Source organism: Nocardia flavorosea, from assembly GCF_015477805.1.
Taxonomy (GTDB): Bacteria; Actinomycetota; Actinomycetes; order Mycobacteriales; family Mycobacteriaceae; genus Nocardia; species Nocardia flavorosea_A.
Map to the genome: position 1 here is coordinate 617,669 of NZ_JADLQL010000001.1, position 23,443 is coordinate 641,111.

Annotated in this window: 25 protein-coding genes; 12 read left to right on the plus strand and 13 right to left on the minus strand. The window is 69.0% G+C overall.

Annotated features, from left to right (window positions below; genetic code table 11):
- Positions 1-159: 159 nt before the first annotated feature.
- From IU448_RS02845 to IU448_RS02865, 5 genes are all read right to left on the minus strand, one after another.
- Positions 160-1,224: a prenyltransferase gene (locus IU448_RS02845; protein ID WP_195053905.1), complete on the minus strand. Its 1,065-nt coding sequence runs from the start codon at positions 1,222-1,224 to the stop codon at positions 160-162.
- On the minus strand, positions 1,211-1,942 hold the full coding sequence (locus tag IU448_RS02850) for a class I SAM-dependent methyltransferase (RefSeq protein ID WP_195053906.1): 732 nt from the start codon (positions 1,940-1,942) through the stop codon (positions 1,211-1,213). Before IU448_RS02850 ends, IU448_RS02845 begins: the two co-directional genes overlap by 14 nt.
- Positions 1,936-3,231 (minus strand): glycosyltransferase family 4 protein, encoded by a 1,296-nt coding sequence (locus tag IU448_RS02855; protein WP_195053907.1) that lies wholly within the window; start codon positions 3,229-3,231, stop codon positions 1,936-1,938. The genes IU448_RS02850 and IU448_RS02855 overlap by 7 nt, the downstream gene beginning before the upstream one ends.
- A gap of 2 nt (positions 3,232-3,233) precedes the next feature.
- Positions 3,234-4,103, minus strand: a complete 870-nt coding sequence (locus IU448_RS02860; protein ID WP_195053908.1) for an LLM class F420-dependent oxidoreductase — start codon at positions 4,101-4,103, stop codon at positions 3,234-3,236.
- Positions 4,104-4,242: 139 nt separating this feature from the next.
- On the minus strand, positions 4,243-4,671 hold the full coding sequence (locus IU448_RS02865) for a carboxymuconolactone decarboxylase family protein (RefSeq protein ID WP_195053909.1): 429 nt from the start codon (positions 4,669-4,671) through the stop codon (positions 4,243-4,245).
- 319 nt (positions 4,672-4,990) lie between these two features.
- Between IU448_RS02865 and IU448_RS02870 the strand changes: the two genes are divergently transcribed.
- The 4 genes from IU448_RS02870 to IU448_RS02885 all read left to right on the plus strand — a co-directional run bounded on the left by IU448_RS02870 (position 4,991) and on the right by IU448_RS02885 (position 8,752).
- Positions 4,991-5,191, plus strand: coding sequence for a ferredoxin (locus tag IU448_RS02870; RefSeq protein WP_195054990.1), 201 nt, complete (start codon positions 4,991-4,993; stop codon positions 5,189-5,191).
- Between the two features lie 99 nt (positions 5,192-5,290).
- Positions 5,291-5,842: a nuclear transport factor 2 family protein gene (locus IU448_RS02875; RefSeq protein ID WP_195053910.1), complete on the plus strand. Its 552-nt coding sequence runs from the start codon at positions 5,291-5,293 to the stop codon at positions 5,840-5,842.
- Positions 5,843-5,847: 5 nt separating this feature from the next.
- A complete protein-coding gene (locus IU448_RS02880) occupies positions 5,848-7,098 on the plus strand; it encodes a hypothetical protein (RefSeq protein ID WP_195053911.1) in 1,251 nt (416 codons plus the stop codon).
- A 43-nt stretch (positions 7,099-7,141) separates the two neighbouring features.
- Positions 7,142-8,752: an acyl-CoA synthetase gene (locus IU448_RS02885; protein ID WP_195053912.1), complete on the plus strand. Its 1,611-nt coding sequence runs from the start codon at positions 7,142-7,144 to the stop codon at positions 8,750-8,752.
- Between the two features lie 149 nt (positions 8,753-8,901).
- Here IU448_RS02885 and IU448_RS02890 read toward each other — a convergent pair whose 3' ends face one another.
- Positions 8,902-9,885, minus strand: a complete 984-nt coding sequence (locus tag IU448_RS02890) for a helix-turn-helix transcriptional regulator (RefSeq protein ID WP_195053913.1) — start codon at positions 9,883-9,885, stop codon at positions 8,902-8,904.
- A gap of 61 nt (positions 9,886-9,946) precedes the next feature.
- Here IU448_RS02890 and IU448_RS02895 point away from each other — a divergent pair, with 61 nt between their 5' ends.
- Positions 9,947-10,534: a DinB family protein gene (locus tag IU448_RS02895; protein ID WP_195053914.1), complete on the plus strand. Its 588-nt coding sequence runs from the start codon at positions 9,947-9,949 to the stop codon at positions 10,532-10,534.
- Positions 10,531-10,992: a VOC family protein gene (locus tag IU448_RS02900; RefSeq protein WP_195053915.1), complete on the plus strand. Its 462-nt coding sequence runs from the start codon at positions 10,531-10,533 to the stop codon at positions 10,990-10,992. Before IU448_RS02895 ends, IU448_RS02900 begins: the two co-directional genes overlap by 4 nt.
- 154 nt (positions 10,993-11,146) lie before the next feature.
- Here the strand turns inward: IU448_RS02900 and IU448_RS02905 are convergent, their stop codons facing one another.
- A complete protein-coding gene (locus IU448_RS02905) occupies positions 11,147-11,821 on the minus strand; it encodes a class I SAM-dependent methyltransferase (protein WP_195053916.1) in 675 nt (224 codons plus the stop codon).
- A 118-nt stretch (positions 11,822-11,939) separates the two neighbouring features.
- On the opposite strand from IU448_RS02905, the gene IU448_RS02910 reads away from it, so the two are divergent.
- Complete coding sequence (locus tag IU448_RS02910; protein WP_195053917.1) at positions 11,940-12,518, plus strand: TetR/AcrR family transcriptional regulator; 579 nt, start codon at positions 11,940-11,942, stop codon at positions 12,516-12,518.
- 93 nt (positions 12,519-12,611) lie between these two features.
- On the opposite strand, the gene IU448_RS02915 is transcribed toward IU448_RS02910, so the two are convergent.
- From IU448_RS02915 to IU448_RS02940, 6 genes are all read right to left on the minus strand, one after another.
- Entirely contained in the window at positions 12,612-13,172 is a 561-nt protein-coding gene (locus IU448_RS02915; RefSeq protein WP_195053918.1) for a TetR/AcrR family transcriptional regulator, read from the minus strand.
- A 243-nt stretch (positions 13,173-13,415) separates the two neighbouring features.
- Entirely contained in the window at positions 13,416-14,657 is a 1,242-nt protein-coding gene (gene mshC, locus IU448_RS02920; protein WP_195053919.1) for a cysteine--1-D-myo-inosityl 2-amino-2-deoxy-alpha-D-glucopyranoside ligase, read from the minus strand.
- A gap of 166 nt (positions 14,658-14,823) precedes the next feature.
- Positions 14,824-15,630, minus strand: coding sequence for an SCO1664 family protein (locus IU448_RS02925; protein ID WP_195053920.1), 807 nt, complete (start codon positions 15,628-15,630; stop codon positions 14,824-14,826).
- Positions 15,627-16,211 carry a DUF3090 domain-containing protein gene (locus IU448_RS02930; RefSeq protein WP_195053921.1) on the minus strand — a complete coding sequence of 195 codons (585 nt, stop codon included), beginning with the start codon at positions 16,209-16,211 and terminating at the stop codon, positions 15,627-15,629. The genes IU448_RS02925 and IU448_RS02930 overlap by 4 nt, the downstream gene beginning before the upstream one ends.
- Positions 16,212-16,334: 123 nt before the next feature.
- The gene (locus IU448_RS02935; protein ID WP_195053922.1) at positions 16,335-17,036 is read right to left on the minus strand and encodes a histidine phosphatase family protein; all 702 of its coding nucleotides are present in this window, start codon (positions 17,034-17,036) and stop codon (positions 16,335-16,337) included.
- An 85-nt stretch (positions 17,037-17,121) separates the two neighbouring features.
- On the minus strand, positions 17,122-18,063 hold the full coding sequence (locus tag IU448_RS02940) for an undecaprenyl-diphosphate phosphatase (RefSeq protein ID WP_280457276.1): 942 nt from the start codon (positions 18,061-18,063) through the stop codon (positions 17,122-17,124).
- A gap of 227 nt (positions 18,064-18,290) precedes the next feature.
- Here IU448_RS02940 and IU448_RS29340 point away from each other — a divergent pair, with 227 nt between their 5' ends.
- The 5 genes from IU448_RS29340 to IU448_RS02960 all read left to right on the plus strand — a co-directional run bounded on the left by IU448_RS29340 (position 18,291) and on the right by IU448_RS02960 (position 23,159).
- Complete coding sequence (locus IU448_RS29340; RefSeq protein ID WP_267466988.1) at positions 18,291-18,416, plus strand: hypothetical protein; 126 nt, start codon at positions 18,291-18,293, stop codon at positions 18,414-18,416.
- Positions 18,416-19,390, plus strand: a complete 975-nt coding sequence (locus tag IU448_RS02945; protein ID WP_195053923.1) for an aldo/keto reductase — start codon at positions 18,416-18,418, stop codon at positions 19,388-19,390. The genes IU448_RS29340 and IU448_RS02945 overlap by 1 nt, the downstream gene beginning before the upstream one ends.
- A gap of 49 nt (positions 19,391-19,439) precedes the next feature.
- Positions 19,440-20,627: a heme/hemin ABC transporter substrate-binding protein gene (locus tag IU448_RS02950; protein WP_195053924.1), complete on the plus strand. Its 1,188-nt coding sequence runs from the start codon at positions 19,440-19,442 to the stop codon at positions 20,625-20,627.
- 280 nt (positions 20,628-20,907) lie between these two features.
- Positions 20,908-21,999, plus strand: coding sequence for a FecCD family ABC transporter permease (locus tag IU448_RS02955; RefSeq protein WP_195053925.1), 1,092 nt, complete (start codon positions 20,908-20,910; stop codon positions 21,997-21,999).
- A 122-nt stretch (positions 22,000-22,121) separates the two neighbouring features.
- Positions 22,122-23,159 (plus strand): heme ABC transporter ATP-binding protein, encoded by a 1,038-nt coding sequence (locus tag IU448_RS02960; RefSeq protein WP_195053926.1) that lies wholly within the window; start codon positions 22,122-22,124, stop codon positions 23,157-23,159.
- Positions 23,160-23,443: the final 284 nt, after the last annotated feature.

Here is a 23,443-nt window from a genome sequence, read left to right on the forward strand (position 1 = left end):
CCCAGCGGCCGTCGTCGGAAACCAGCCATTCGATGAGCCGGGCCGGATCGTCGGGTGTGCCGGCACGGCCGCGAGGGAAGGCGGCGTGGACCGCGTCGACGAACGCCGGATCCAGGCACCGAACCTTGTGCGCGGTCGAACCCGAACGCGCCCGCAGGGTTACCCGCTGCTGACCCGTACCGGTACCGGCCGGGCGGGCACGGCATCGGCGGCGAGGTCGCGGAAGATGCCGTTACCGGGTGTGGTGCGAGAGAGGGCGTCCGCGGCGAGGATCATCGCGGCGCCGGTCCAGGTGGTGCGTTCCACCGGCCAGCGTTTCCCGTCGGCGTAGACCAGGCCGGTCCAGTACGAGCCGTCACTTTCGCGAAGATGCTGCATATTCGCGAACAGCTGGTTGGCGCGATCGCGGTCGCCGAGGGCGTCCAGGGCCAGCACCAGTTCGCAGGTTTCGGCGCCGGTGACCCACGGGCGGTCCGAGACACAGCGGATACCGATATTGCCGACCACGAACGTATCCCAGCGTTCGGCGATCCGCGCCCGCCCGGCGGCACCTCGTAACGCACCGCCGAGCACCGGGTAGTACCAGTCCATCGAGTACCGGTCCTTCGCGGTGAACAGCTCCGGGTGTTCGCGCAGCGCGGTGCCGAGCCGGGTGCGGGCCAGTTCCCACTCGGGGTGCGGGTCACCGAGGTGCCGCGCCAATTCCAGTGCGGCACCGAGACTGTGGTACATACTGGCCGATCCGGTGACCAGTGCTTCAGGCAGGACAGCGGTCCCGTCGCGCAGCCAGTAGATCTGGCCCTGCTCGCCCTGGCAGTCGACGACGAGGTCGATGGCCGCGCGGACCACCGGCCACATCTCCGACGCGAAGGCGGTGTCACCGGTGCCGGCGAGGTAGTGCCAGAGTCCGGTGGCGATATAGGCGCAGAAGTTGACGTCGGTGGCGGCGTTCTCGACTTCGCCGTCACGGAACTGCATCGGCCACGACCCGTCGGGCCGCTGGGTGCGGGCCGACCAGGTGTAGGCGGCGACGGCTTCGTCGCGCAGTCCGGCGACGGTGAGCGCCATCGCGGATTCGACGTGGTCCCACGGGTCGGTGTGGCCGCCGGCGAACCACGGGATGGCGCCGGAGGGTTCCTGGTCGGCGGCGATGGATTGCGCGGTCTGCAGACACTGGCGGCGAGTGAGAACCGAGGGTACCGACGGTAGGTCAACCGGCGGCACTGGTCACCGCCGGTTTGCTGAAGTACAGGGCCACGCTTTTGCCGATCAGCGGATCGAGTGCTTTCTCGGCGGTCCGGGTGAGCAGCGGCTGTTTCATCATGTCCCACACCAGCATCCGATGATAGGCACGCACCAGCGGATGGTCGGGTTTGTCGACGCCGACCGCGCATTTGATCCACCAGTACGGCGAATGCAGGGCGTGCACATGGGTGCGGTGGGTATGCCGCAACCCGCGGGCGGTGATCTTGTCACGCAACTCGTCGGCCTTGTAGATGCGGATATGCCCGCCCTCGTTGGCGTGGTATTCGTCCGACAGCGCCCAGCACACCCGCTCGGGCAGCCAGCGCGGGACGGTGACCACCAGTTGCCCGCCCGGGCGCAGCACACGCACGAGTTCGGCGATGGCAGCATCGTCGGCGGGAACGTGCTCGAGTATTTCGGAGGCGATCACGACGTCGAATTCGCCCGCCCCGTAGGGCAGGTCGAGGGCGTCCCCCTCGACCGTTTCGGCCTTTGCGCCGGCCGGGGCCTCCCCTTCCTGCGCCATGGCCTCGAACATGGTGGCGACATTCGCGAGTTCGGGGGCGTCCTGGTCGAAGGCGACCACATCGGCGCCGCGCCGGTAAGCCTCGAACGAATGGCGGCCGGCGCCGCAGCCCACATCGATGACCCGGGTTGCGGGCCCGATCCCGGCGCGGTCGAAGTCGACGGTCAGCACGAGGCGCCTCCTGCGGTGGTGAGCTGGGCGGATGCGCCGGTTCCCCGGTCGCCTGCGACCCGGCCGGCATACCGGTCGATCGCGTTCTGGTACACCTGCACGGTCTGCGCGGCCACCGACTCCCAGCTGAACACGGAGACGGCGCGGTCGCGGCCGGCGGCCTGCATCCGCTGCCGGATCTGCGGGGAGTCGAGCAGGCGGCCGATCACCCGGACCAGGGCGGCCGAGTCGCCGGGTTCGGTGAGTTCGGCGCAGACGCCGGGTTCACCGACGACTTCCGGCAGGGCGCCGGTGCGGCTGACCACGAGCGGAGTTCCCGAAGCCATCGCTTCCACCGCCGGCAGCGAGAAGCCCTCGTACAGGGAGGGGATGCACGCGATCTCGGCCGAGGCGAGCAGTTCGGCGAGTTCGGTATCGGTCAGCCCGGGACGGACGGTGACGATATCGGAGAGCCCGAGTTCGGCGATCTGTTTCTCGGTCGGCCCGTTCGGTTCCAGTTTCGCGACCAGCTGCAGTTCCACCTTATGGGTGACCCGCAGCCGGGTGAGGGCCTGCAGCAGATGGGTGATGCCTTTGAGGGGTTTGTCGGCGCTGGCGACCGCGACGATCCGGCCGGGTACCCGCGGCCCGCGCGGTGCGAACAATTCGGTGTCCACACCCAGGGGGACCACTTTCAACTGCGCCGGGTCGACCCCGAAATCGTCGGCGATATCGCTCGCCGACGACGAGGACACGGTGAGCAGATCGGGGATCTGCCGGGCGATGCGCTGCTGCATTCCGAGGAACCCGTACCAGCGGCGGACCAGCGGTTTGCGCCGCCAGATCGCGGCCGCCAGATCGACCTCGCGGTCCTTGGTGATCGGGTGGTGCACGGTCGCGACCAGCGGCAGCCGCCGCGCGATATCGAGCAGCCCGCTGCCCAGGCACTGGTTGTCGTGGACGATATCGAAATCCTGGACCCGGTCGCGCAGGATCCGGGCCGCGCGCAGGCTGAAGGTGCGGGGTTCGGGGAACCCGGCGGTCCACATGGTGGCCAGTTCCAGCACGTCGATCCGGTCCCGGATCTCGCTGGGGCGCGGCGTGCGGAAGGGATCGTCCTCACGGTAGAGGTCCAGGCTGGGCACCTCGGTCAGGGTCACGCGCGGGTCGAGGTCGGCCGGATAGGGCTGGCCGGAGAAGACCTCCACCTGGTGGCCGAGTTCGGCCAATCCGGCGCTGAGCCGGCGCACATACACCCCCTGCCCACCGCAATGAGGCTTGCTGCGGTAGGACAACAAGGCGATTCGCACGGCTAGCTGACCTCACGAGTGATCGAATTCATGTCCCGCAGTTTGCCAGCCAGCCGTTCGAGGTAGGCACGCACCTCCGGTTCCGGCTTGTCCGGCAGCCCGTACAGCACATCGGTCACCCCGTCGGCGGCCCAGGCGGCGAGCCGGTCGGCATCGGGTTTGAAGTCGAGTGCCACCACTCGCGGGGCGCCCTCTCGGCCGGCGTCGGCCCATGCCTTCTTCAGGGTCGCCAGGCTGCCGGAGATATCGTTTTCGCCCGGGGTGGTGATCCAGCCGTCGGCGTGGGCGGCGATCCACGCGCAGGTGCGTTCGGTGCCCGCCGCGCCGATCAGCACGGGAACCGTGCGGTCGACCGGTTTCGGCCATGCCCAGCTCGGCCCGAATTTCACGAAGTCACCGTCGTAGGCCGCCTCGTCCTCACGCCACAGGGCACGCATGGCCGCCAGGTATTCACGCAGGGCCGTTCGGCGCTTCTTCCCCGGGATTCCGTGATCGGCCAGCTCGTCGGTGTTCCAGCCGAAACCGGCCCCCAGAGTGACCCGGCCACCGGACAGGTGGTCGAGTGAGGCGATGGTCTTGGCGAGGGTGATGGGGTCGTGTTCGACCGGCAGTGCGACCGCGGTGGCGAGTTCGATCCGTTCGGTGACGGCGGCCGCCATGGCGAGCGACACCCATGGGTCGAGGGTGCGCATGTAGCGGTCGTCGGGCAGCGTGGCGTCCCCCGTCTGCGGGTGTGCGGCCTCGCGCTTCACCGGGATATGGGTGTGTTCGGGGACGTAGAACGAGGAGAAGCCGTTGTCCTCGGCCGCGCGGGCGGCGGCGGCGGGAGCGATCCCGCGATCACTGGTGAACAGAACGATGCCGAAGCGCATACCTGAGCCTTGTCTGTCGTGGTGGTGGTTCGGGCCGCGGCGGCGTCCCGGCGGAGGGTTGGCTGTACCTGTCGAGCACGGGCGGTAGCCCGGCGTGGGCTACGTGGGCTACCCGCGTCCCCGGCCCGCATGTTTGTGGTCACTGACCGTTGCGAGCGGCTTTCTTCGCGGCTTTCGCGTGCTGATCGAGTTGGGCGCCGATCACATGATCGAGGGAGGTACCGGCGGGCCAGCCCACGTAGTGGCACAGGAACAGGGAGATTTCGCGCAGCGCGGTGTCGTCGAGCTCGCCGTTCTTCAGCGCGGCGCCGACCTGGATACCGGCGACATCGAACAGGCCCTGCGCGGTGAGCGCGCCGAGCAGCAGCAGCCGCCGGTCGCGCAGCGACAGGCCGGGCCGGGACCAGATATCGGCGAACAGGTGGTCGGCGGTGACGGCGAAATGGTCACCGGGGCCGTCCTGGAATTCCCATCCGTAGACTTCCGCCATCTTGGCCAGCCCCCGCTCCCGCACCGTGGGCTGCGAGGCGGGGTCGTTCGCCGCGGGCTGGGTCGTGGGATCGGTCATGCTGCTCCTTCGGCGCCGCAACGGTCCGGCGAAAGTGTCTGGACAGGTGTACGGAATATAATTCGGACACTCTCCGCCACGCAAGAACGTGTTCTCGTCGGGCCGGTAACCAGCCGGCCGGCCCATGGCGGTGACGACATCCGCAAATCACCTCGAAGCCACCTCGAGTTCTGGGAAGATCGCTGAATCGTTGTCGGACGCAGTTACCGATGGTAGCGTCCAGACACATGTCCAGCTACCTGTCTTCCCAATGGCTTCGCCCCTCGCGAACCGGGAAGAACTCGTTCTCGGAACAGCCGACGCCGAGGGAGCGCACACCATGAAGATCGTGGCCGATATGGACCTGTGCCAGGGGCACGCCGTCTGCGCCGCCGAGGCGCCCGGCATCTTCGCCGTACCCAAACGCGGCCAGGTGGAAATCCTCGACCCGAACCCCGGCCCGGAACACCAGGCCGATGTCGAGAACGCCGTGCGGTACTGCCCGACCCAAGCCTTGCTGATCGCCGCCGCCCCGGACTGAACGCCGCGTCGGGGCGCGAAGTCCTCGCATACGCCCGACGAGCACGGGAACCGACCGATTCACAGCCCGACAGTTTCTTTTCGAAAGGGAACAACACCGATGACAGGTTTCGATCGCGCCGAACTCGACGAGATGGTGCGCCGCTGGATCGCCGAGAACGAGCGATGCGAGAAGCTGGGTGACTGGAAGCCGCTGGCCGAGATGTACACCGCCGACGCTACCTACGGCTGGAACTACGGCCCCAAGGACGAGTTCATGGCGGTGGGCCGCGACGAGATCCGCGAGTTGGCCCTCGGCCAGGAGATGGAGGGTCTGCAGGGCTGGGAATACCCGTACCAGCAGTTCGTCATCGACGAGCGCAGCGGTGATTGCATCGGATTCTGGAAGCAGCAGTACACCACCACGCCCCGGGAGGACGGCAGCCTGTACACGGTGAACGGGATCGGCGGCAGCTGGTTCCGGTACGGCGGCGACTACCAATGGTCGTGGCAGCGCGATTTCTTCGACTACGGAAATGTCTCGGCGCTGTTCCTGGAGATGATGACGAACAAGGCGATGTCGGAGCCGATGAACCAGCGAATCGCGAAAGCCACCGCCTCGCGACTGCCCGGCTGGTACAAGATCGGCACGGCGCCGGCATCCCTGTGGTGACCCCGATGACCGTACCCACCAGCAGGTTCCACGCACTGAGCCGGGAGGCGCTGGCGGCTCTGGTGCCCGAACTGCTGTTGTGCGGGCAGCTCATCGACCGATCCGGGATGGCGCACTGTATCTCCGCCTTCGGCCGGGAGGGGATGGCCGAAGTCGCGATCGAGGAATGGCAGCTGTCCAGCCCGGTCTATACCCGCCGGATGCAGCAGGCCCTCGGGTACACCGGCGACGATATCGTCACCATCTTCAAGGGCCTGCAGCTCGATATCGGGGCACCACCGCAGTTCATGGATTTCCGGTTCCGGGTCGACGATTCCCGCCACGGCGAGTTCTGGCTCGACCACTGCGGCGCACTCGCCGATGTGGAGCCCATGGGCGAGCCGTATGTGAAGGCGATGTGCCACGATATCGAGGACCCCACCTTCGATGCCACGGCACTGGCGACCAACAAATACGCCCAGGTCCGGCCGATCCACCGCCCGCCGCGCGTCCCCGCCGACCGGCACCCGGTGTGCGCGTGGACGGTGATCATCGACGAATCGCATACCCCGCCGGAGGTTCCGCGCAATGCGCCGCTGGTCGCCGAATCGGTCGCCGCCCGGCTGCCGCTCGCCGCGATCGACCCCACCGGCGAGGGCCGCGGGGACTACAGCGGACCGCTGCTCAGCGATCTGCGGTTCCCGGATTTCTCCCATTCCGCACTCGTGCGCATCGCCGAGGAGGTGTGCCTGCAGCAGCATCTGCTGGTACTCGGTTTCATGATCGCCGTCCACGAACGCACCGACGACGATTCCGCGCTGGAAATCGGGCGTAAACAGTTCACCGGGATCGCCGGGGTCGCCTCCGAACGAATCCGCGCCTGCCTCGGGCTCGGCGACGATATGGACGCGCTCGCGCAGGTCGTGCGTATCCACCCGGCGCTGAACCCGCTGCACTACACCGACGTCGAAGTCGAGCCCGGCAGCGATAACGTGCGGATCCGGTTCCCCGGCGCCAGCGGCGCACTCACCGACCGCGCGTGGCCGTCGATGATCGACCCCGATCATCTCGGGCCACTGGATTCCCTGGTGCGGGGCGTGAACCCGCACTTCCAGGCCCGGGTCACCGATCACGGCCCCGGCGGCTGGACCGCCGAGATCACCGCGGCCCCCGAACCGTTCGACGAGTTCTCGGAAGTGGCGATCACCCGGTTCAGCACCGGCGTCGACTTCCGCTTCACCGATCGCGGAATACCGCTCCCCCTCACCGTTCTCTGACCCTCCCGGCCCCGGGAGGTTCCGCCGGCACCGCAGGATTGATATGGCAAATAACTTCGCCGACCTGTTCGAACACTCCGTCGACGCCATGCCCGACCGGATCGCGCTGATCGAGCAGGGCCGGCGCATCACCTACCGCGAACTGGACGAGCAGGCCAACCGGCTGGCCCACCATCTCGCGTCGGTGGGCGTCGGACGCGGAACCCATGTCGGGTTCCAGATGCACAACAGCATCGATACGATGCAAACGCTGATCGCCTGCTTCAAACTGGCGGCGGCCCCGGTGAACATCAACTTCCGGTACGGGCCGGAGGAACTCGCCTACCTCTACGACAACGCCGACCTCGAACACCTGGTCTACCACGCCTGCTACGGGGACACGGTGCGCGCGGCGGCGCAACGATCGCCGAGGTTGAAATACCTGCTGTGCGCCGCGGACGACCGGACCGCGGCCGATGCGGGCGTGGACTGCCTCGCCGAGGTCACCGCCGCCGCGCCCGCGACCCGCCCCGACGTCACCCGGACCGCCGACGACCGGTTCATCATGTACACCGGCGGCACCACCGGGATGCCCAAGGGCGTGCTGTGGCGGCAGGAGGATATGTGGCGGGTCCTCGGCGGCGGAATCGACTTCTACAGCAACGAGCCCGTCACCGACGAATACCAGCAGTCCCGTACCGGCGCGGCCGGTGAACCCTCCACCTGGCTGATCCTGCCGCCGCTGATGCATCTGGCGGCGATGATGCCCACGTTCATCGCGCTGTGGTCCGGGAACTGCGTGATCTTCGAACCCCGCTTCGATCCGGCCGCCGTCTGGCAGACGGTGGCCGCCGAACACCCCGGGGTCATGGTGATCACCGGCGATGCCATGGCCCGGCCGCTGATCGACGCCTACCGCGCCGCACCGGTCGACACCACCGGACTGTTCATGATCGCCTCCGGCGCGGCTCTGCTCACCCAGGCCACGAAGAACGATCTGCTGGACCTGATCCCGAACCTGTTCGTCTCCGATTCCATCGGCTCCTCCGAAACCGGTTTCGGCGGAATAGGTTTTGCGCAACGCGACGCCGACCCATCCCGCAAACCGCGGGTCTCGATCGGCCGCGGCGCGGTGGTCGTCGACGACGACGGCCGCCCCGTCCAACCCGGCGACCAGGGCTGGCTGGCGAAAACCGGGGCGGTACCGCTGGGCTATTACAAGGACGAGGCCAAGACCGCGAAACTGTTCAAAACTGTCGACGGGAAACGGATCGTGATCACCGACGACCGCGCGATCCTGGAGGACGACGGCACGATAAGCCTGATCGGCCGCGGCAATATGGTCATCAACACCGGCGGGGAGAAGGTATTCGCCGAAGAGGTGGAGGGCGTGGTGAAGGCCCATCCCGCCGTCTACGACGCGACCGTGATCGGGATCGACCATCCGCGCTGGGGTCAGCAGGTGGCCGCGGTGGTGAGCCTGTCGGCCGGCGCGGGCGGAGTCCTGGACCTGCCCGGCCTGCAGGCCCATGTCCGCGATCATCTCGCCGGTTACAAAGTGCCACGCGCTATCTGGGTCACCGGGACAGTAACCCGCTCCCCCAGTGGAAAACCCGACTACACCTGGGCACGGAGGTACGCGACGGATCGCCCGCCCGACTACCGCGCCGAGTGAGCGCCGACCGCCGCCGAAAACGCAGCTTCGGTGCCGTCGATTCGGCGTTCGCGCACCGACCACCGCGGGGTCGGACGAGATCGCGCCGGACCAATGGGCATGCCGGCGAAAATCCATCGACGCACCGATAACGGCACTGCCGGAACCGATTACCGGTCCGGGTCCGGTTGCGGTGCAGCCGGCACGCCGGCCCGGACGAGTCGCTGCGCGAGCGTCCGGCAGCGAGCTGCCAGTTCCGGCGGGTCGAGCACCTCGAACTCGTGTCCCAGCAACAGTACGTGTGCGAGTACACGATCGAGATCGCCGGCGCCGCTGAGCAGCTCGCACCGGTCGCTGCCGCGTGGCCGGATGACGGCCGCGGCCGCCGGGACCTGTTCGCGGACGGTCTCGGCCGGTGCGTGGACGAGGAACCGCGCGCTGTGCGGGTAGGCCCGGCTCGCCACGCCCTCCTGTACGTACGGGGCGGCGGCGGGGGCAGGCCGCGGGCGGAAACGCCAGGTACGGGCGGCTACCGCCGTCATCCGGTCGACGCGGAACGTGCGCCAGTCGTCGCGGTCGAGATCGTAGGCCAGCAGATACCAGCGCCGGTCCGAGGCCACCAGGCGATAGGGTTCGACCCGCCGGCGTTGCCGCCCGTCCACGCCGGGATAGTCGAAACCGGCCTCGACCTCGTCGCGGCAGGTTCGGGCGAGCGTCATCAGAGCCTCGGCGTCGACCGGTGGGCGGCCGGCGCCGAAGGATTCCACCGAGGCGGCCAGGGTGCGTACCTCCTGTCGCAACCGGGTGGGCAACACCCGGTCGATTTTGGTCAGCGCCCGCAACGCGGCATCACCGGTGCTCTCCCCACCCGCCCCCACCAGCAGCGAGACAGCGGTGGCGATTGCCTCCTCGTCGTCGAGCAGCAGCGGCGGCAGTTCTTTTCCCGGGCCGAGCCGATACCCGCCGCCGACGCCCTGGCCGGCGTAGACGGGGTAACCGAGCGCACGCAGCCGCTCGATATCGCGCCGGATCGTCCGCGCGGTGACCCGTAACCGGCCGGCGAGTTCGGGGCCGGTCCACACCCGGCGCTGCTGCAACAGGCCGAGCAAAGCGAGAACCCGCTCGGTCGTACTGCGCTCGTCACCATCTGCCATATCGCCAGTTTTCCAGAAATAGCGGACCGTTCCTGTCCGCCATGGATGCCAGAGTGGCGTTATGGACACCGACACACTCGACTGGAATCGAGCCCTGCGTGAGCAGTTCGAGTTCCACTGGAAGCATCAGCTTCGCGGCCGGCTCCAGGACCTGACCGATGACGAGTACTTCTGGTCGCCGGTGCCGGAAACCTGGAGCGTGCGCCCCCGCGGCACCTCGTCCGCGCCGATTCAGGCCGGCACCGGCGAATTCACCATCGACTACGGCTTTCCGCCACCGGACCCCGCACCGTTCACCACCATCGCGTGGCGACTCGGGCATGTCATCGTCGGCGTGCTCGCCGCGCGAAACGCGGCACATTTCGGCGCACCCGCCGCCTCCTACGAATCCTGGGCGTACGCCGGCGACGCGAGAACAGCATTCGAGCAGCTCGAATCCCAGCTGAGAATCTGGCTGGACGGGGTGCGAGACCTGGGGACCGCCGCGCTGGCCGTACCGGTCGGCCCGAAAGAGCCCTACGCGGACGCCCCCATGGCCGATCTGGTGCTACATATTCACCGGGAACTGATCCACCATCTGTCCGAGGTCTGCCTGCTGCGCGACCTCTACCTGCACACACACGCCGCCACGAACGGAGAAACACGATGAGCCGCGATATCCAGTTCACCTTCGACGCCCACGATCCGCGGGCCCTGTCGACCTTCTGGCGCGACGTCCTGGGCTACGTCCATCCCGGCCCGCCGGGAGTCCGGTTGCCCGAAGGAGCCGATCCGCTGGCCGCGTGGGACGAGTTCCTCGCCGGGATAGGGGTACCGCCCGAACAGCGCAATACCCGATCGGCCATCGAAGACCCGGACGGCCGGGGTCCGCGGGTGTTCTTCCAGCAGGTACCGGAGGACAAGGTCGCCAAGAACCGGGTGCACCTCGATATCCGCGCGGCACCGGGATTACAGGGCGACGAGCGGATGGCGGCGCTCGAGGCGGAATGCGAGCGTCTGGTCGCGCTGGGCGCGACCCGGGTGCAGCGGTTCGAGCCGAAGCCGCCGATGGAAGCCGGTTTCATCGTGATGACCGACCCGGAGGGCAACGAGTTCTGCCTGGACTGATCCGGGTGACGGTGGCTGCCGGGGCCTGCTGCGCTCTACATCGCCTCGGCACATCGGCCGGCTCACCGCGGATATCCGCGTACGGCGCTGCGATATCACGGCGATCGCCCACGGTCACCGGATCATGCTCTGGCGTCCGCGGCGGCTTCCGCTGTCAGCCGGCCGGTACTTCGGGGGACGGGGTGACCCGTTCGAGGATGCGGAGCGAGTTGGTGGCCGAGACCTCACGGAATTCGCCGCTGTCGAGGGCGCGGCGGTAGATACCGTAGGGCGCTTGTCCGCCGTCGGCCGGGTCGGGGAACACATCGTGGATGGCCAGGCCGCCGCCGGGGACGACCCATTTCGCCCAGCCGCGGTAGTCGCGGTCGGCGGCTTCCTCGGTATGGCCGCCGTCGATGAACAGGAACTCGATCGGAGTGCGCCAGGTTTCCGCAACGCGCGCCGAAGCGCCGACGATCGCGATCACGGTATCGCTGAGTCCCGCGGAGTCGACGGTGTGCCGGAATCGGGGCAGGGTGTCGAAGCGCCCGGTGACCGGGTCGACCAATGAGGTGTCGTGATATTCCCAGCCGGGCTGGTGCTCTTCGGAGCCGTGGTGGTGGTCGATGGTGAAAACCACGCCGTGTTTCGCACGAGCGGCGGCGCCCAGCAGTATCGCGGATTTACCGCAGTACGTGCCGATTTCGGTGATCACTCCGCCGTGGCAGTACTGCACCGCGGCGGCGTGCAGGGCCCGGCCTTCGTCCTCCGGCATGAATCCGGTGGCGCGGCGGGCATGGTCGAACAGCTGCTCGTCGGTCAGCGGTGCGGTGGGGGCTGGGGCAGTCATCGCAGGTGGTCTCTCTTCGGCAGATCGTGTCCGGCACGGGGCGGTGACCGACACTACTCGCCGCCGTGGCCGGGGAGTCGGTTGATCCGGTACCGCACCGACACTACTATCTAGACACATGTCCGAAGGCGATTCCAGAATTCTCGAGGCCACCCGGCGCCGGCTGAGCGGGAAGCAGGCGGACACTGTCGACAAGCTCACCAGGGCGGCGATGGAAGTGCTGTCGCGGGAAGGTTTCGCGGGACTCACCATCCGGATGGTGGCCGGCGCCGCCGGCGTGGGCACCGCCACCGCCTACACCTACTTCTCCTCGAAGGAACATCTGGTCGCGGAGATCTTCTGGCGGCGGTTGCGATCGTCGCAAACACCGGTCAGCGAAGACGCCGACCCCACGGTGCGCGTGCTGGCCGAACTGCGCGGTATCGCGTTGCTGGTGGCCGACGAACAGGAACTGTCGGGCGCGGTGACCAGCGCACTGCTGGGTCGCGACCCCGACGTCCAGCATCTGCGCACCCGGATCGGAGTGGAGATCCGCCATCGGCTCACCCGCGCGCTGGAACCGGAAGCCGACCCCGAAACTGTGGAATCGCTCGAACTGCTGTATGCGGGAGCGCTGGTCCGCGCCGGGATGGGGTACGAGTCCTATGCCGATATCGCCGACCGGCTCGAACGTGCCGCCTTGCTCGTCCTGAAGTAACCCGGCCGCCCGGATCCCGGACCGGATGCCGGAACGGACGGTTGAACTCCGGGTCGGCAACTGCCGCCGCGATTCGTATCCGCTCGGCCCGGATCAGGCCGGTGCGGTGGGCCGCCGGTGGGAGTAGACCAGACGGGCGTACTCACCGAGCAACAGTTCCAGGCGCACATCCTGCCCGGACGCGATCATCTGCTGATACCCGATCAGCATCGCCATCCCCAATTCGGTGTCCACCGCGGCGATCTCCGCGTCACCGACCACACCGGAGATCGTCCGGAACACGGTGCGCCGACGGGATTCGTCGACCCGTTTGAGCGCCACCGCCACCGATTCGTCGTTCGCCGCCCACGCCCGGATCGCCGCCTCTGCCCGATGGTGCAGGCCCAGGGTCAGATCCGACAGCGTCCCGATCGCCGAATCGGGGGTGGACGGATCGAACCGCAGCGAACGCAGGATCACCACCTGCCGGTTCTCCCAATGTTCCAGCAGCGCATCCACATACGACTGCCAGCTGCCGAAATGGTGGTAGAAGGAACCGCTGGTCACCCCCAGCCGCCGGCACAACACGCCGATATTGAGATTCCGGAACCCGAGGTCGGACAGCACCTCCAGGCCGGTGTCGAAATAGTTGTCCTTACTGACGATACGAGACATACGGCGCCGTTCTGCTCGGGGAACAGGGGATCTCGAGCATCGAACAGTACCGTATCGCCGGATCGCGGCGGCCGGAGGTTATGAGGGTTCACAGACCGTGCAGGCGACGGTAAGCCCTCCGCCCGAACCAGCGTGAACGAATCGGACCGGGCGCAGTGCCGGTACCTCGCCACGCTTCCGGACGCCGCGGCGGTGTGCGGATTCGCCGGTTCCGCGCGTTCCCCGGCCGGCGCAGCGGACCGGTCAGCGCAATTGCACACCCAGCAGCGCGTCGACCGCGGTGGCGATCTCCGTACCCGCGCCGGTATCGGTCCCGCCGTAATCGAGGGTGTCGCGAACCCAGGCGTCGACCGCGGCCAGCGCCCGCGGGGTATCGAGATCGTCGGCCAGATGGGTACGCAGCCGGGCAACGGTATCGGCGGCTGCGGGAGCAGCCGGGGCCGTCACCGCCTGCCGCCAGCGGTCCAGCCGCGCCTGCGCCTCGGTCAGCACCGCGTCGGTCCACATCCGGTCGGCGCGGTAGTGACCGGCGAACAAACCCAGCCGGATCGCGCCGGGATCCGCTCCGGCTGCCCGCAGCTTCGACACCAGCACCAGGTTGCCCTTGGACTTCGACATCTTCTCCCCGTCCAGGCCGATCATCCCGGTGTGCACATAATGACGGGCGAACCGGCGACCGGCCGCCAGCGCCTCCCCGTGCGCCGCGGAATACTCGTGATGGGGATAGATCAGATCGCTGCCACCGCCCTGGATATCGAATTCGGTGCCGAGCCGGTTCACGGCGATCGCGGCACATTCGATATGCCAGCCGGGACGGCCGGGACCGAACGGCGACGGCCACGACGGTTCGCCGGGCCGTTCGGCCCGCCACAACAGCGCGTCGAGCGGATCGCGTTTACCGGGGCGGTCCGGGTCGCCGCCGCGTTCGGCGAACAGCCGCGCCATCGTCTCACGGTCGTAACCCGATTCGTACCCGAACTGTTCGGTGGCATCGGTACGGAAATAGACATCCGGGAACTCGTCGTCCTCGACGGTGTAGGCGGCACCGGCGGCCAGCAGCTTGCGCACCAGTTCGATCACCTCGTCCACCGATTCGATCGCCCCCACGTAATCGCGCGGCGGCAGCACCCGCAGCGCGGCCATATCCGCGCGGAACAGTTCGATCTCACCGGTGCCCAGATCCCGCCAGTCCACACCGTCGCGGGCCGCGCGCTCGAACAGCGGATCGTCGACATCGGTGACGTTCTGCACGTAGTGCACGTCGTGCCCGTTGTCGCGAAGCACCCGGTTCACCAGATCGAAGGTGAGGTAGGTGGCGGCGTGGCCGAGATGCGTGGCGTCGTAGGGGGTGATACCGCAGACGTACATGGTGGCTGTCGCGCCCGGGGCCACCGGCCGGATTCCGCGGTCGGCGGTGTCGTGCAAACGTAACGGTGGCCCTGCTCCGGGGACCGCGGGAATCGGGGTATCGGACCAGGACTGCATACCGTCGAGAGTAGAGGTCGGTAACGGCCGGGCGCCGCCCACCCCGCCGTCCCGGCCCCGGCCCCGGAATACCGCGCCTCGCGGACCTGCACCGGACCCGCGGAACGGGGAAGGCAAGTATTGTCCGCGCCGCGAACGAATCGTCGGATGAACCGCCGGTGACCGGTCAGAACGCGGGCCACGGAATGGGGCGGGAGGTGACCGGCAGCGGCATCACCGGATCGTCGAGCAACCGTTTGGCGCGACGCAGCACGGCATCGATCTCGGGATCGGTCAGATGCTCGGCCAGCCGGTCGGCGAGCTCCCCCGGCAGCACGTCGGTGAAGGCGGCGATATCGGCGAGCAGATCCGCCGGAACGGGTTCACCGGCCCATCCCCACAGCACGGTGCGCAGCTTGTTCTCCTGGTGCAGGCAGATCCCGTGATCGACGCCGTACACCTCGCCGTCCAGTCCCGCCAGCGCGTGCCCGCCCTTACGGTCGGCGTTGTTCAACAGCACGTCCAGCACCGCCATCCGCTGTAACCGCGGATCATCGGCGTGAACCAGCGAGACCTCGTCACCGGCGCCGTCATAGGCCCGCAGGATCTCCCGATAGCCGTCGGGGACCAGTCCGGGTGGGCACAGATCGACCAGATCCAAGCGGGTGCCGCCGGCCGCGGCGGGCTCGCGGGTGCTGATCCAGCGCTGCACCATGCCCGGACCGTACGGTCCGTCCCGCAGCACCGTCTCCGGTATCACCGGCCAGCCCAGCGCGGTGCAGATCAGATACGACGCCACCTCCCGGCCGGCCAGGGTGCCGTCGGGGAAATCCCACAGCGGCTGTTCCCCGCGCACCGGTTTGTACACCACACGTACGGCACTGTCGCCGGTTGCGAGGTCGCACACCAGGGTCACGTTACTGGCGACACCCACCCGGCCCAGTACCGTCAGTTCACCGGCGGACAGCGCGTCCCCGGCCTCCGGCACGCTCATTCCTCCAGATCGTTCGCGCCGAACAGTTCACCGCGCTTGTACCCGTTGGTGCGCACACACATATGCCCGCGCGCCGACAGCGGCTCCCCGCACAGCGGGCACGGCGGACGCCCGGCGGCGATCACCCGGGTGGACCGCAAGGCGAACTCCCGCGCCTGGTCCGGGGTGAGGAAGACCCGCACCGCGTCGGGTCCCTCCTCGGTGTCGTCGAGGACCACCGATTCGTCCACCTCCGTTTCGGTGATCGCCAGCAGCTCGACCACCACGGCCCCCGCGTCGGCGTCCCAGCCCAGCCCCATCGTGCCGACCCGGAACTCGGCGTCGATCGGGGTCACCAGCGGGTCGTTGTCGCTGACCTGCTCGGCCTGCGGCGGCACCTCGGCCCCGAACCGGCGCGCCACCTCGTCCAGCAGCAGACCCATCCGGTCGGCCAGGACCTTGACCTGCTGCTTCTCCAGCAGCACGCTCACCACCCGGAGTTCCTCCACCGCCTGCAGGTAGAACGCGCGATCGCCCGGCTCACCGACAGTTCCGGCGACGAAACGTTCGGGGGTGCGGAAAACATGGATTGCTCGTGACACATGCACCTCCTGATACGTGACCCTGTTCGGCTGCGGTGCTCCGCCGCGCCGTTTCCCGGCGCACACGCCGAGTCGCCCGACGCCGCCGAGAGGTGGCGCATCCGCCGGTATCGGGCATACCCATTATCCGTCTTTCCTTCCCGCGCCGATCTCCCCGCCGGGGACCGGGCCCGAAGCCCCGGATTCGGGGGCGGTTGCCGGCGCCAGACCGGAAAGGTCGGAACCGGTGTCGTTCATCCGGGTGACGAACGGCGCGGTCCGGGTGTAGCGGATAACGCTGAGCGAGGCGGGTTCGACCATGATCCGCTGGAATCCGTCGAGATGGATTCCCAGCGCATCGGCGAGCACCGCCTTGATGACATCACCGTGGGTGCAGGCCACCCACAGCCGATCCCCGTCGTGCAACTCCGCCAGGGCCCGATCGTGTTCCCGGATCGCCGATACCGCCCGGGCCTGCACCTGCGCCAGCCCTTCCCCGCCGGGGAACACCGCGGCCGACGCGTGCCGCTGCACCACCTGCCACAGCGGTTCGGCCAGTAGGTCTTTGATCGCGCGGCCGGTCCACTCGCCGTAATCGACCTCCGCGAGCCGGTCGTCGACCACCGGTTCCAGTTCCAGACCGGCGGCCAGCGGCGATACCGTGCGCTGACAACGCAGCATCGGGGAGGTCACGATCCGGGTGATCGGCAGGCTCGCGAGCCGCGCCGCGACCCCTCGCGCCTGTTCGCCGCCGCGGTCGGTGAGCTCCACTCCGGGGCTGCGCCCGGCGAGAGTCCCTCCGGTATTGGACGTCGACAGGCCGTGTCGCAACAGGATGACCGTCATGCTGCCAGCCTAACGGCGGTCACAGCGCGGCGAGGCCCGATGAACCCGCCCGGCACCGCCACGTCTCCTCCCGGGCCCGACCGGCTCACGTCGCCGACACGACTCCGCCGGCGAGCAGACCGATGATCACGAACCCCAGCACGATCCGGTATCCGACGAACCAATAGAACGAATGCCGTTCCACGAACCGCAGCAGCCACGCGATCGACGCGTACCCGACCGCGAACGAAACCAAGGTGGCCACCAGTAGCTGCATCCCGGATGCGTTCAACCCCTCACCGGCCGGTTCGAAAGCGTCCGGCAGGCTGAACAGGCCCGACGCGGTGACCGCGGGAATCGCCAGCAGGAACGAGAACCGCACCGCCGCCTCGCGTTTCAAACCGAGAAAAAGGCCCGCGCTGGAAGTGGCGCCGGACCGGGACACGCCGGGAATCAAGGCGAGGCACTGCGCGAAACCCATCACCAGGCCGTCGCGGGTGGTGAGCTGCTCGATCGGACGCTCCTTACGGCCGTAGTACTCGGCCGCCGCGATCACCAGCGCGAAAACGATCAACATGATCGCCACCAGCCACAGGTTGCGTGCGCCTGTGCGGATCTGGTCCTTGAAGACGAAGCCCACCAGACCGATCGGGATCGTGGCGATGATCACATACCAGCCCATGCGGTAGTCGAGTTCGCGCTGCGCCTCGGCTCCGGGGTCGTAACCCACCGGCCCGGAACCGGTGACGACCGGCAGCTTCGTGGTGACCTGTTCGGCGAGCGGCACACGTTCCCGGGCGCTCAGCTTCTCGAATACGGTCGCGAACCACACCCGCACGATCCGCCAGATGTCTTTGGCGAAGAACAACAGCACCGCCGCCTCGGTACCGAGCTGGGTGACAGCGGTGAACGACGCACCCGCATCCTCACCGAAGAACACCGAGGACACGATCCGCAGGTGCCCCGACGACGAAACCGGCAGGAACTCCGTCAATCCCTGCACCAAACCGAGTACCAGCGCCTGCACCCAGGTCATCGACTCGCCGATCACACATCCTCCTGAACCACGCCGAAAACCCCGCTCTTCCTTCACTCTCGACGGCACCGCAGCCGTTGCACGATCCCCGGCGATCGACCGCAGCGACCCTACAGTGCCCGATACCGGACGCGCGCGGCGACCGGGCACACCCCCTGTCGATCCGTGCGCGCGAGACACGCCGCGCCCACCGTTCGCCGCGAACGGTCACCGGCTGGTCACGCTCTAGGCTGGGCGCCGTGAGGAAACGTCGAACCCTGTTGTGTCTGCTGCGCGCCGGCGAGGGCCCCACGCGGTTACGCCCCGCTACGGCCGCCGGGCCGGACGCACCCGCGCTGTGTCCGCCGGGCCCGGAGACCCGGTGATGGAACAACGCACCATCGGCCGCAGCGGGCTGCGGGTCTCGCGTATCGGGCTGGCGACCCACACCTGGGGCAGCCGTACCGACGCCGAGACGGCCGCCGCGCAACTGATCGCGTTCACCGAAGCCGGCGGCACCCTCGTCGACACCTCCCCCGCCTACGGCGGCGGGGCCGCACAGCGGATACTCGCCGGTCTCCTCGGCGACCTGGTGTCCCGCGATGAGCTCGTGCTGTGCGCGGGCGCGGGTCAGGTGCCCTATCTACCGGCCGTCCCCGCCGGAAGCGAACCGCCCACGCCCGATCAGGCGCGGATCACCGTCGACTGCTCGCGCCGCACCCTGCTGCGCCAACTCGACCGCACACTGCTCGAACTGGGTACCGACCACCTCGACCTGTGGCAGGTCACCGCCTGGGATACCGCCACACCGCTCGACGAGATCGCCGATACGCTGCACTACGCGATACGTTCCGGCCGGGTCCGCTACGCCGGGGTCCGCGGTTTCACCGCCTGGCAGCTGGCGAGCCTGGCCGCCCGGGCTCCCGTCACCGCCGTGCAGGCGCCGTATTCGCTGCTCACCCGAGGCGCCGAGGACGATATGGTCCCGGCCGCCACCCACCACGGCGCGGGAATCGTCGCCACCGCGCCCCTGGCCGCCGGGATACTCACCGGCAAATACCGCGACGGTGTGCCCGCGGATTCCCGGGCCGCCGACGAAGCCACTGCCGCCGAGATCCGCGGCCGTCTCGACGATGATCGAGCCACCGCCGTCGTCGATGCCCTCGTCACGGCGGCCGACGGCCTGGCGACCTCACCGCTGGCGGTCGCGCTGGCCTGGGTTCGCGACCGGCCCGGGGTGGCGAGCATGTTCGTCGGTGCCCGCGATATGGGCCAGCTCACCGGGGTGCTGGCCGCCGAAACACTGGAACTGCCGCGCGCGATCGCCGCCGCGCTCGACGATGTGAGCTCCACCCCGTAGCCGGGGCGCGGGCGATCACCACACCGCGGCACGGATTAGCCTTGCCTACATGAGCGAGTCGGGTCCGGAGGCGGCAGCGAAACGTGACCACGGAGGGTCCACGCTCGTGCGCGGCAGAGACATCAGGGGCGAATCGGTTCCGCAGGCGGGAACGCAACGTCATAGCGAACCGTCTGCACCGCAGCCGGACCGGCACTGCCCGAACCGGCCGCCGGCCCGTACCCGACGGGTGCGCGCCGTACTGGCCGGTATCGCCGCCGGCCTGCTGGTCCTCACCGCGGCTTGCGGCGGCACCCAGACGTCCGGCGCGGCCGGACAGCAGGGGCCTGCCACGGCGGTACTGGACAATCTGGACCCGGTACCACTCACTCCGCCGCCGAATCCAGCCCTGCCCGCGACGGTCCGGTCCTTCGACGGCGCCGATGTCACCGTCACCGATGCGAGCCGGATTGTGGCCGCCGACCGGTACGGCACCCTCGCCCAGATCGTGTATGCGCTCGGACTCGGCAGCAACCTGGTGGGCCGCAGCACCGCCGCGTCGTTTCCCGCCGTAGCGGATCTGCCGAATGTCACCGGCGGTAACGGCGCGTTGAACGTCGAGTCGATTCTCGCCTTGCGGCCCAGTGTGTTCCTCACCGATACCACCAGCGCATCGCCCGCGGTGCGGGAACAACTGCGCGCGACCGGGGTCACGGTCGTGTACTTCGACCCGGAACGCACCATGGAGGGGGTCGTTCCGCAGATCGAGGCCGTCGCCGCCGCGCTGGGGGTCCCCGAGCGCGGGCAGCAGCTCGCGCGGCGTACCCGGGACGAGATCACCGCCGCGTCGGCCGCGGTGCCCGCGCAGGATCCGCCGCTGCGGATCGCGTTCCTGTACCTGCGCTCCAGCGCCATCACAATGCTCGCCGGCCCCGGTTCCGGCGCGGACGCGCTCATCGACGCCCTCGGTGCCCGCGACGCCGGAACCGAATCCGGGGTGAGTGAACCCTTCACGGCGATCACGAGCGAAGCGATGATCGCGGCGGCGCCCGATGTGCTGCTGGTCATGACCGACGGGATGAAATCGATCGGCGGAGTGGACGGTATCGCGCAGATACCCGGTATCGCCCAGACCCCCGCGGGACGCAACAAACGGATCGTCGATATGTCGGATTCGGTGCTGCTGTCCTTCGGTCCGAACACCGGCCGCGTCATCACCGCCCTGTCCGACGCGATCTACGGTCATCCGACGGCATGAGCACGCCGGTTCCGCGCGCAGTGACGAGCCGGCCCCCTGCGACCACGGTCATCACTCGCAGCACGACCACTTCGCACTCTGCGGCGGCAAGGCAGAGCCGGACGGGGCTCGCGCACGGCCGGGAATGTCGGGGCCGGTCGATTGCCGGAACGATAGCGGGGCCCGGACCGGCAGTGGCACCCTCCGCACTCGTGGGCCGGGCCGGCCACCGACGGCCGATTCGGGCGGCTACGAGCCGCAACGCCGGGGAATTCCCGGGCGTGGCAATGGGCGCAGCGGCATGACCGTAGACCTGGACAAACCGCGACAAGCTGTCCCCCCGGACCTCGGCCACCACCGGCGGCGCCGGGCGGTGCTCGCATTCACCGTCGCCGTTCTCGCACTGATCGCACTGGCCATCGCCTCGGCCGCCATCGGGCAGGTCCCCACCGGACCCGCCGAGGTGGCCGGCAGTATCGCCCACCGGATCGGCCTGGACTGGGGGCCGCTGCCCGCTCATCCGGCCGGGGAGGTCACGCTGTGGGAGGTGCGGTTCCCGCGAGTATTGCTCGCGATCCTGGTCGGCGCCGCCCTGGCCACCGCCGGTGCGCTGCTGCAGGGGGTTTTCGCCAACCCGCTCGCGGAACCCGGCGTGATCGGGGTGTCGTCCGGGGCCGCGGTCGGTGCGGGCGCGGTGATCGTATTCGGCGGCGCCTTCGTCGCCGCCTGGTCGGTGGCGGCTGCGGCGTTCGTCGCCGGGTTGATCACCACCGTGCTGGTGTATGTGCTGTCGCGGTCGGGCGGTCGCACCGAAGTGGTGACGCTGGTTCTCACGGGTGTCGCCGTCAACGCGTTCGCCGGTGGACTCATCGCCTTCCTACTGTTCATCGCCTCCCCTGCCGCCCGCGACCAGATCGTGTTCTGGCAACTGGGCAGCCTCAACGGCGCCACCTGGGACGCGGTCGCGGTGGTCGCGATACTCGCCGCGGCCGGGATCGCGGCGGCGGTGTTCGTGGCCCCGCGGCTGGACCTGCTGGCACTCGGCGAATCGGCGGCCCGACATCTCGGCGTGGATGTGGAACGATTGCGGCGCACGGTGATCGTGATCGTCGCCGTGCTGACCACCGCCGGGGTCGCGTTCACCGGGATCATCCTGTTCGTCGGGCTGATCGTCCCGCATGTAGTGCGCATGATCGTCGGGCCCGGCCATCGCGCCCTCATCCCGGTCAGTGCCGTCACCGGCGCGGTCGTGCTACTCACCGCCGATGTCGCGGCCCGTTCGCTGGTCGACAACGCCGACCTCCCGCTGGGCATGCTCACCTCGCTGATCGGCGGGCCGTTCTTCTTCTGGCTGCTGCGCCGCACCCGCGCCCGTTCGGGAGGGTGGGCATGAACGAACCGGCGCCGGATACGGCAGCGCACCGCAGCGGTGCCGGGCACTCCCCCGCGCCCCACGGACAAGGCGCACAGGAACCGGGGGCCGCAGCGCTTCCGCACCACGAAGGATCCTCGTCCATGGCCACTCGGCACGGCACGCGAGAACCGGGCACGGAGCACGCAGCGCAGCATCACGACCATGCCGCGCTCCCTTCTACGGCCGGCGCGCTCGGCGGGGTCACTCGGATCCCGCTGCGACGCCGCTTCACCGGGCTGTTGCATCGTGCACACCGGTTGCCTGCCGCCACCGCACCGGGAACCGTCACCCTGCGCGCTCGCGGCATCACCCTGGACCGGCACGGCGGCGGGGGCGGTACCCGCCGGGTCCTCGACGACGTCGATCTGGACGTCACCGCCGGGCAAGTCCTGGCGCTGGTCGGGCCGAACGGCGCCGGTAAATCCACGCTGCTCGCCGTTCTGGCCGGGGAACTCGTCCCGGGACGCGGTGGGGTCGAACTCGACGGCCGGCCGCTCGAGCGGTGGACTCCGATCGATATGGCCCGCCGCCGAGCTGTCCTCCCGCAATCGCACACCGTCGGGTTTCCGTTCACCGCGGCCGAGGTGATCGCCATGGGCCGCGCACCCTGGCAGCGCACGCCCCGCGCCGACCGGGACGACGCGATGATCACCGACGCCATGGCCGCGACCGACTGCACGCATCTGGCCGGACGGTCGTTCCCGAGCCTCTCCGGCGGGGAACGGGCCCGGGTCGCGCTGGCCCGGGTACTGGCCCAGGACACCGCCACCCTGCTGCTCGACGAACCCACCGCGGCGCTCGACCTCGGCCATCAGGAAGCCGTGCTGACCCTGGCCGCAGACCGGGCCGCCGCCGGTGCCGCGGTGGTCGTGGTACTCCACGATCTGGCCTCCGCCGCCGCCTACGCCGACCGCGTCGCCGTCCTCGACAACGGGCAGCTCGCTGCCACCGGGACACCGCGTGCGGTCCTCACTGGGGAGCTGCTGAGCCGCGTCTACCGCTATCCGATCGAGGTCCTCGACCATCCGGACACCGGCGCGCAACTGGTACTACCGGCCCGGCCGAACCGTGCCACCGATCTCCCCGGGCCACACCGAAACCGGCCACCGCGCGCCGCACCGCATGGTGGAGCGGTGTAATCGCGGTGAGCGAGAGCAATGCTCGCCTCCGTACTGCACCGCCACCGGGCCCCTACTTCGAGTGATCGGATGTTGTCCGGAAGAATTGCCAGGACACGAGCCTCCTGGGCTCCGGTGGATATGCCGGTCGCGCCGGCGACCCAGTCGCCTTGGAAGCCACCGATCCAGCGGCGATCGTCGCGCCTGCGCGACGATCGCGGCCGCCGGGCAGGACAGGCGATGTTGTACTCGGTCCCATCGGTATCGCGGCTCCGGGGGCATGCGGTCGATCCCGCGGGTCGTGT

What these genes read in the sequence shown, in the direction of transcription:
- IU448_RS02885 (WP_195053912.1), top strand. Translation starts at nt 7,142, where the DNA reads ATGGCAAATAACTTCGCCGACCTGTTCGAACACTCCGTCGACGCCATG.
- IU448_RS02935 (WP_195053922.1), bottom strand. Translation starts at nt 17,036, where the DNA reads ATGACGGTCATCCTGTTGCGACACGGCCTGTCGACGTCCAATACCGGA.
- IU448_RS02915 (WP_195053918.1), bottom strand. Translation starts at nt 13,172, where the DNA reads ATGTCTCGTATCGTCAGTAAGGACAACTATTTCGACACCGGCCTGGAG.
- IU448_RS02900 (WP_195053915.1), top strand. Translation starts at nt 10,531, where the DNA reads ATGAGCCGCGATATCCAGTTCACCTTCGACGCCCACGATCCGCGGGCC.
- IU448_RS02890 (WP_195053913.1), bottom strand. Translation starts at nt 9,885, where the DNA reads ATGGCAGATGGTGACGAGCGCAGTACGACCGAGCGGGTTCTCGCTTTG.
- IU448_RS02945 (WP_195053923.1), top strand. Translation starts at nt 18,416, where the DNA reads ATGGAACAACGCACCATCGGCCGCAGCGGGCTGCGGGTCTCGCGTATC.
- mshC (WP_195053919.1), bottom strand. Translation starts at nt 14,657, where the DNA reads ATGCAGTCCTGGTCCGATACCCCGATTCCCGCGGTCCCCGGAGCAGGG.
- IU448_RS02910 (WP_195053917.1), top strand. Translation starts at nt 11,940, where the DNA reads ATGTCCGAAGGCGATTCCAGAATTCTCGAGGCCACCCGGCGCCGGCTG.
- IU448_RS02880 (WP_195053911.1), top strand. Translation starts at nt 5,848, where the DNA reads ATGACCGTACCCACCAGCAGGTTCCACGCACTGAGCCGGGAGGCGCTG.
- IU448_RS02895 (WP_195053914.1), top strand. Translation starts at nt 9,947, where the DNA reads ATGGACACCGACACACTCGACTGGAATCGAGCCCTGCGTGAGCAGTTC.
- IU448_RS02865 (WP_195053909.1), bottom strand. Translation starts at nt 4,671, where the DNA reads ATGACCGATCCCACGACCCAGCCCGCGGCGAACGACCCCGCCTCGCAG.
- IU448_RS02960 (WP_195053926.1), top strand. Translation starts at nt 22,122, where the DNA reads ATGGCCACTCGGCACGGCACGCGAGAACCGGGCACGGAGCACGCAGCG.
- IU448_RS02860 (WP_195053908.1), bottom strand. Translation starts at nt 4,103, where the DNA reads ATGCGCTTCGGCATCGTTCTGTTCACCAGTGATCGCGGGATCGCTCCC.
- IU448_RS02925 (WP_195053920.1), bottom strand. Translation starts at nt 15,630, where the DNA reads ATGAGCGTGCCGGAGGCCGGGGACGCGCTGTCCGCCGGTGAACTGACG.
- IU448_RS02955 (WP_195053925.1), top strand. Translation starts at nt 20,908, where the DNA reads ATGACCGTAGACCTGGACAAACCGCGACAAGCTGTCCCCCCGGACCTC.
- IU448_RS02950 (WP_195053924.1), top strand. Translation starts at nt 19,440, where the DNA reads ATGAGCGAGTCGGGTCCGGAGGCGGCAGCGAAACGTGACCACGGAGGG.
- IU448_RS02905 (WP_195053916.1), bottom strand. Translation starts at nt 11,821, where the DNA reads ATGACTGCCCCAGCCCCCACCGCACCGCTGACCGACGAGCAGCTGTTC.
- IU448_RS02875 (WP_195053910.1), top strand. Translation starts at nt 5,291, where the DNA reads ATGACAGGTTTCGATCGCGCCGAACTCGACGAGATGGTGCGCCGCTGG.
- IU448_RS02870 (WP_195054990.1), top strand. Translation starts at nt 4,991, where the DNA reads ATGAAGATCGTGGCCGATATGGACCTGTGCCAGGGGCACGCCGTCTGC.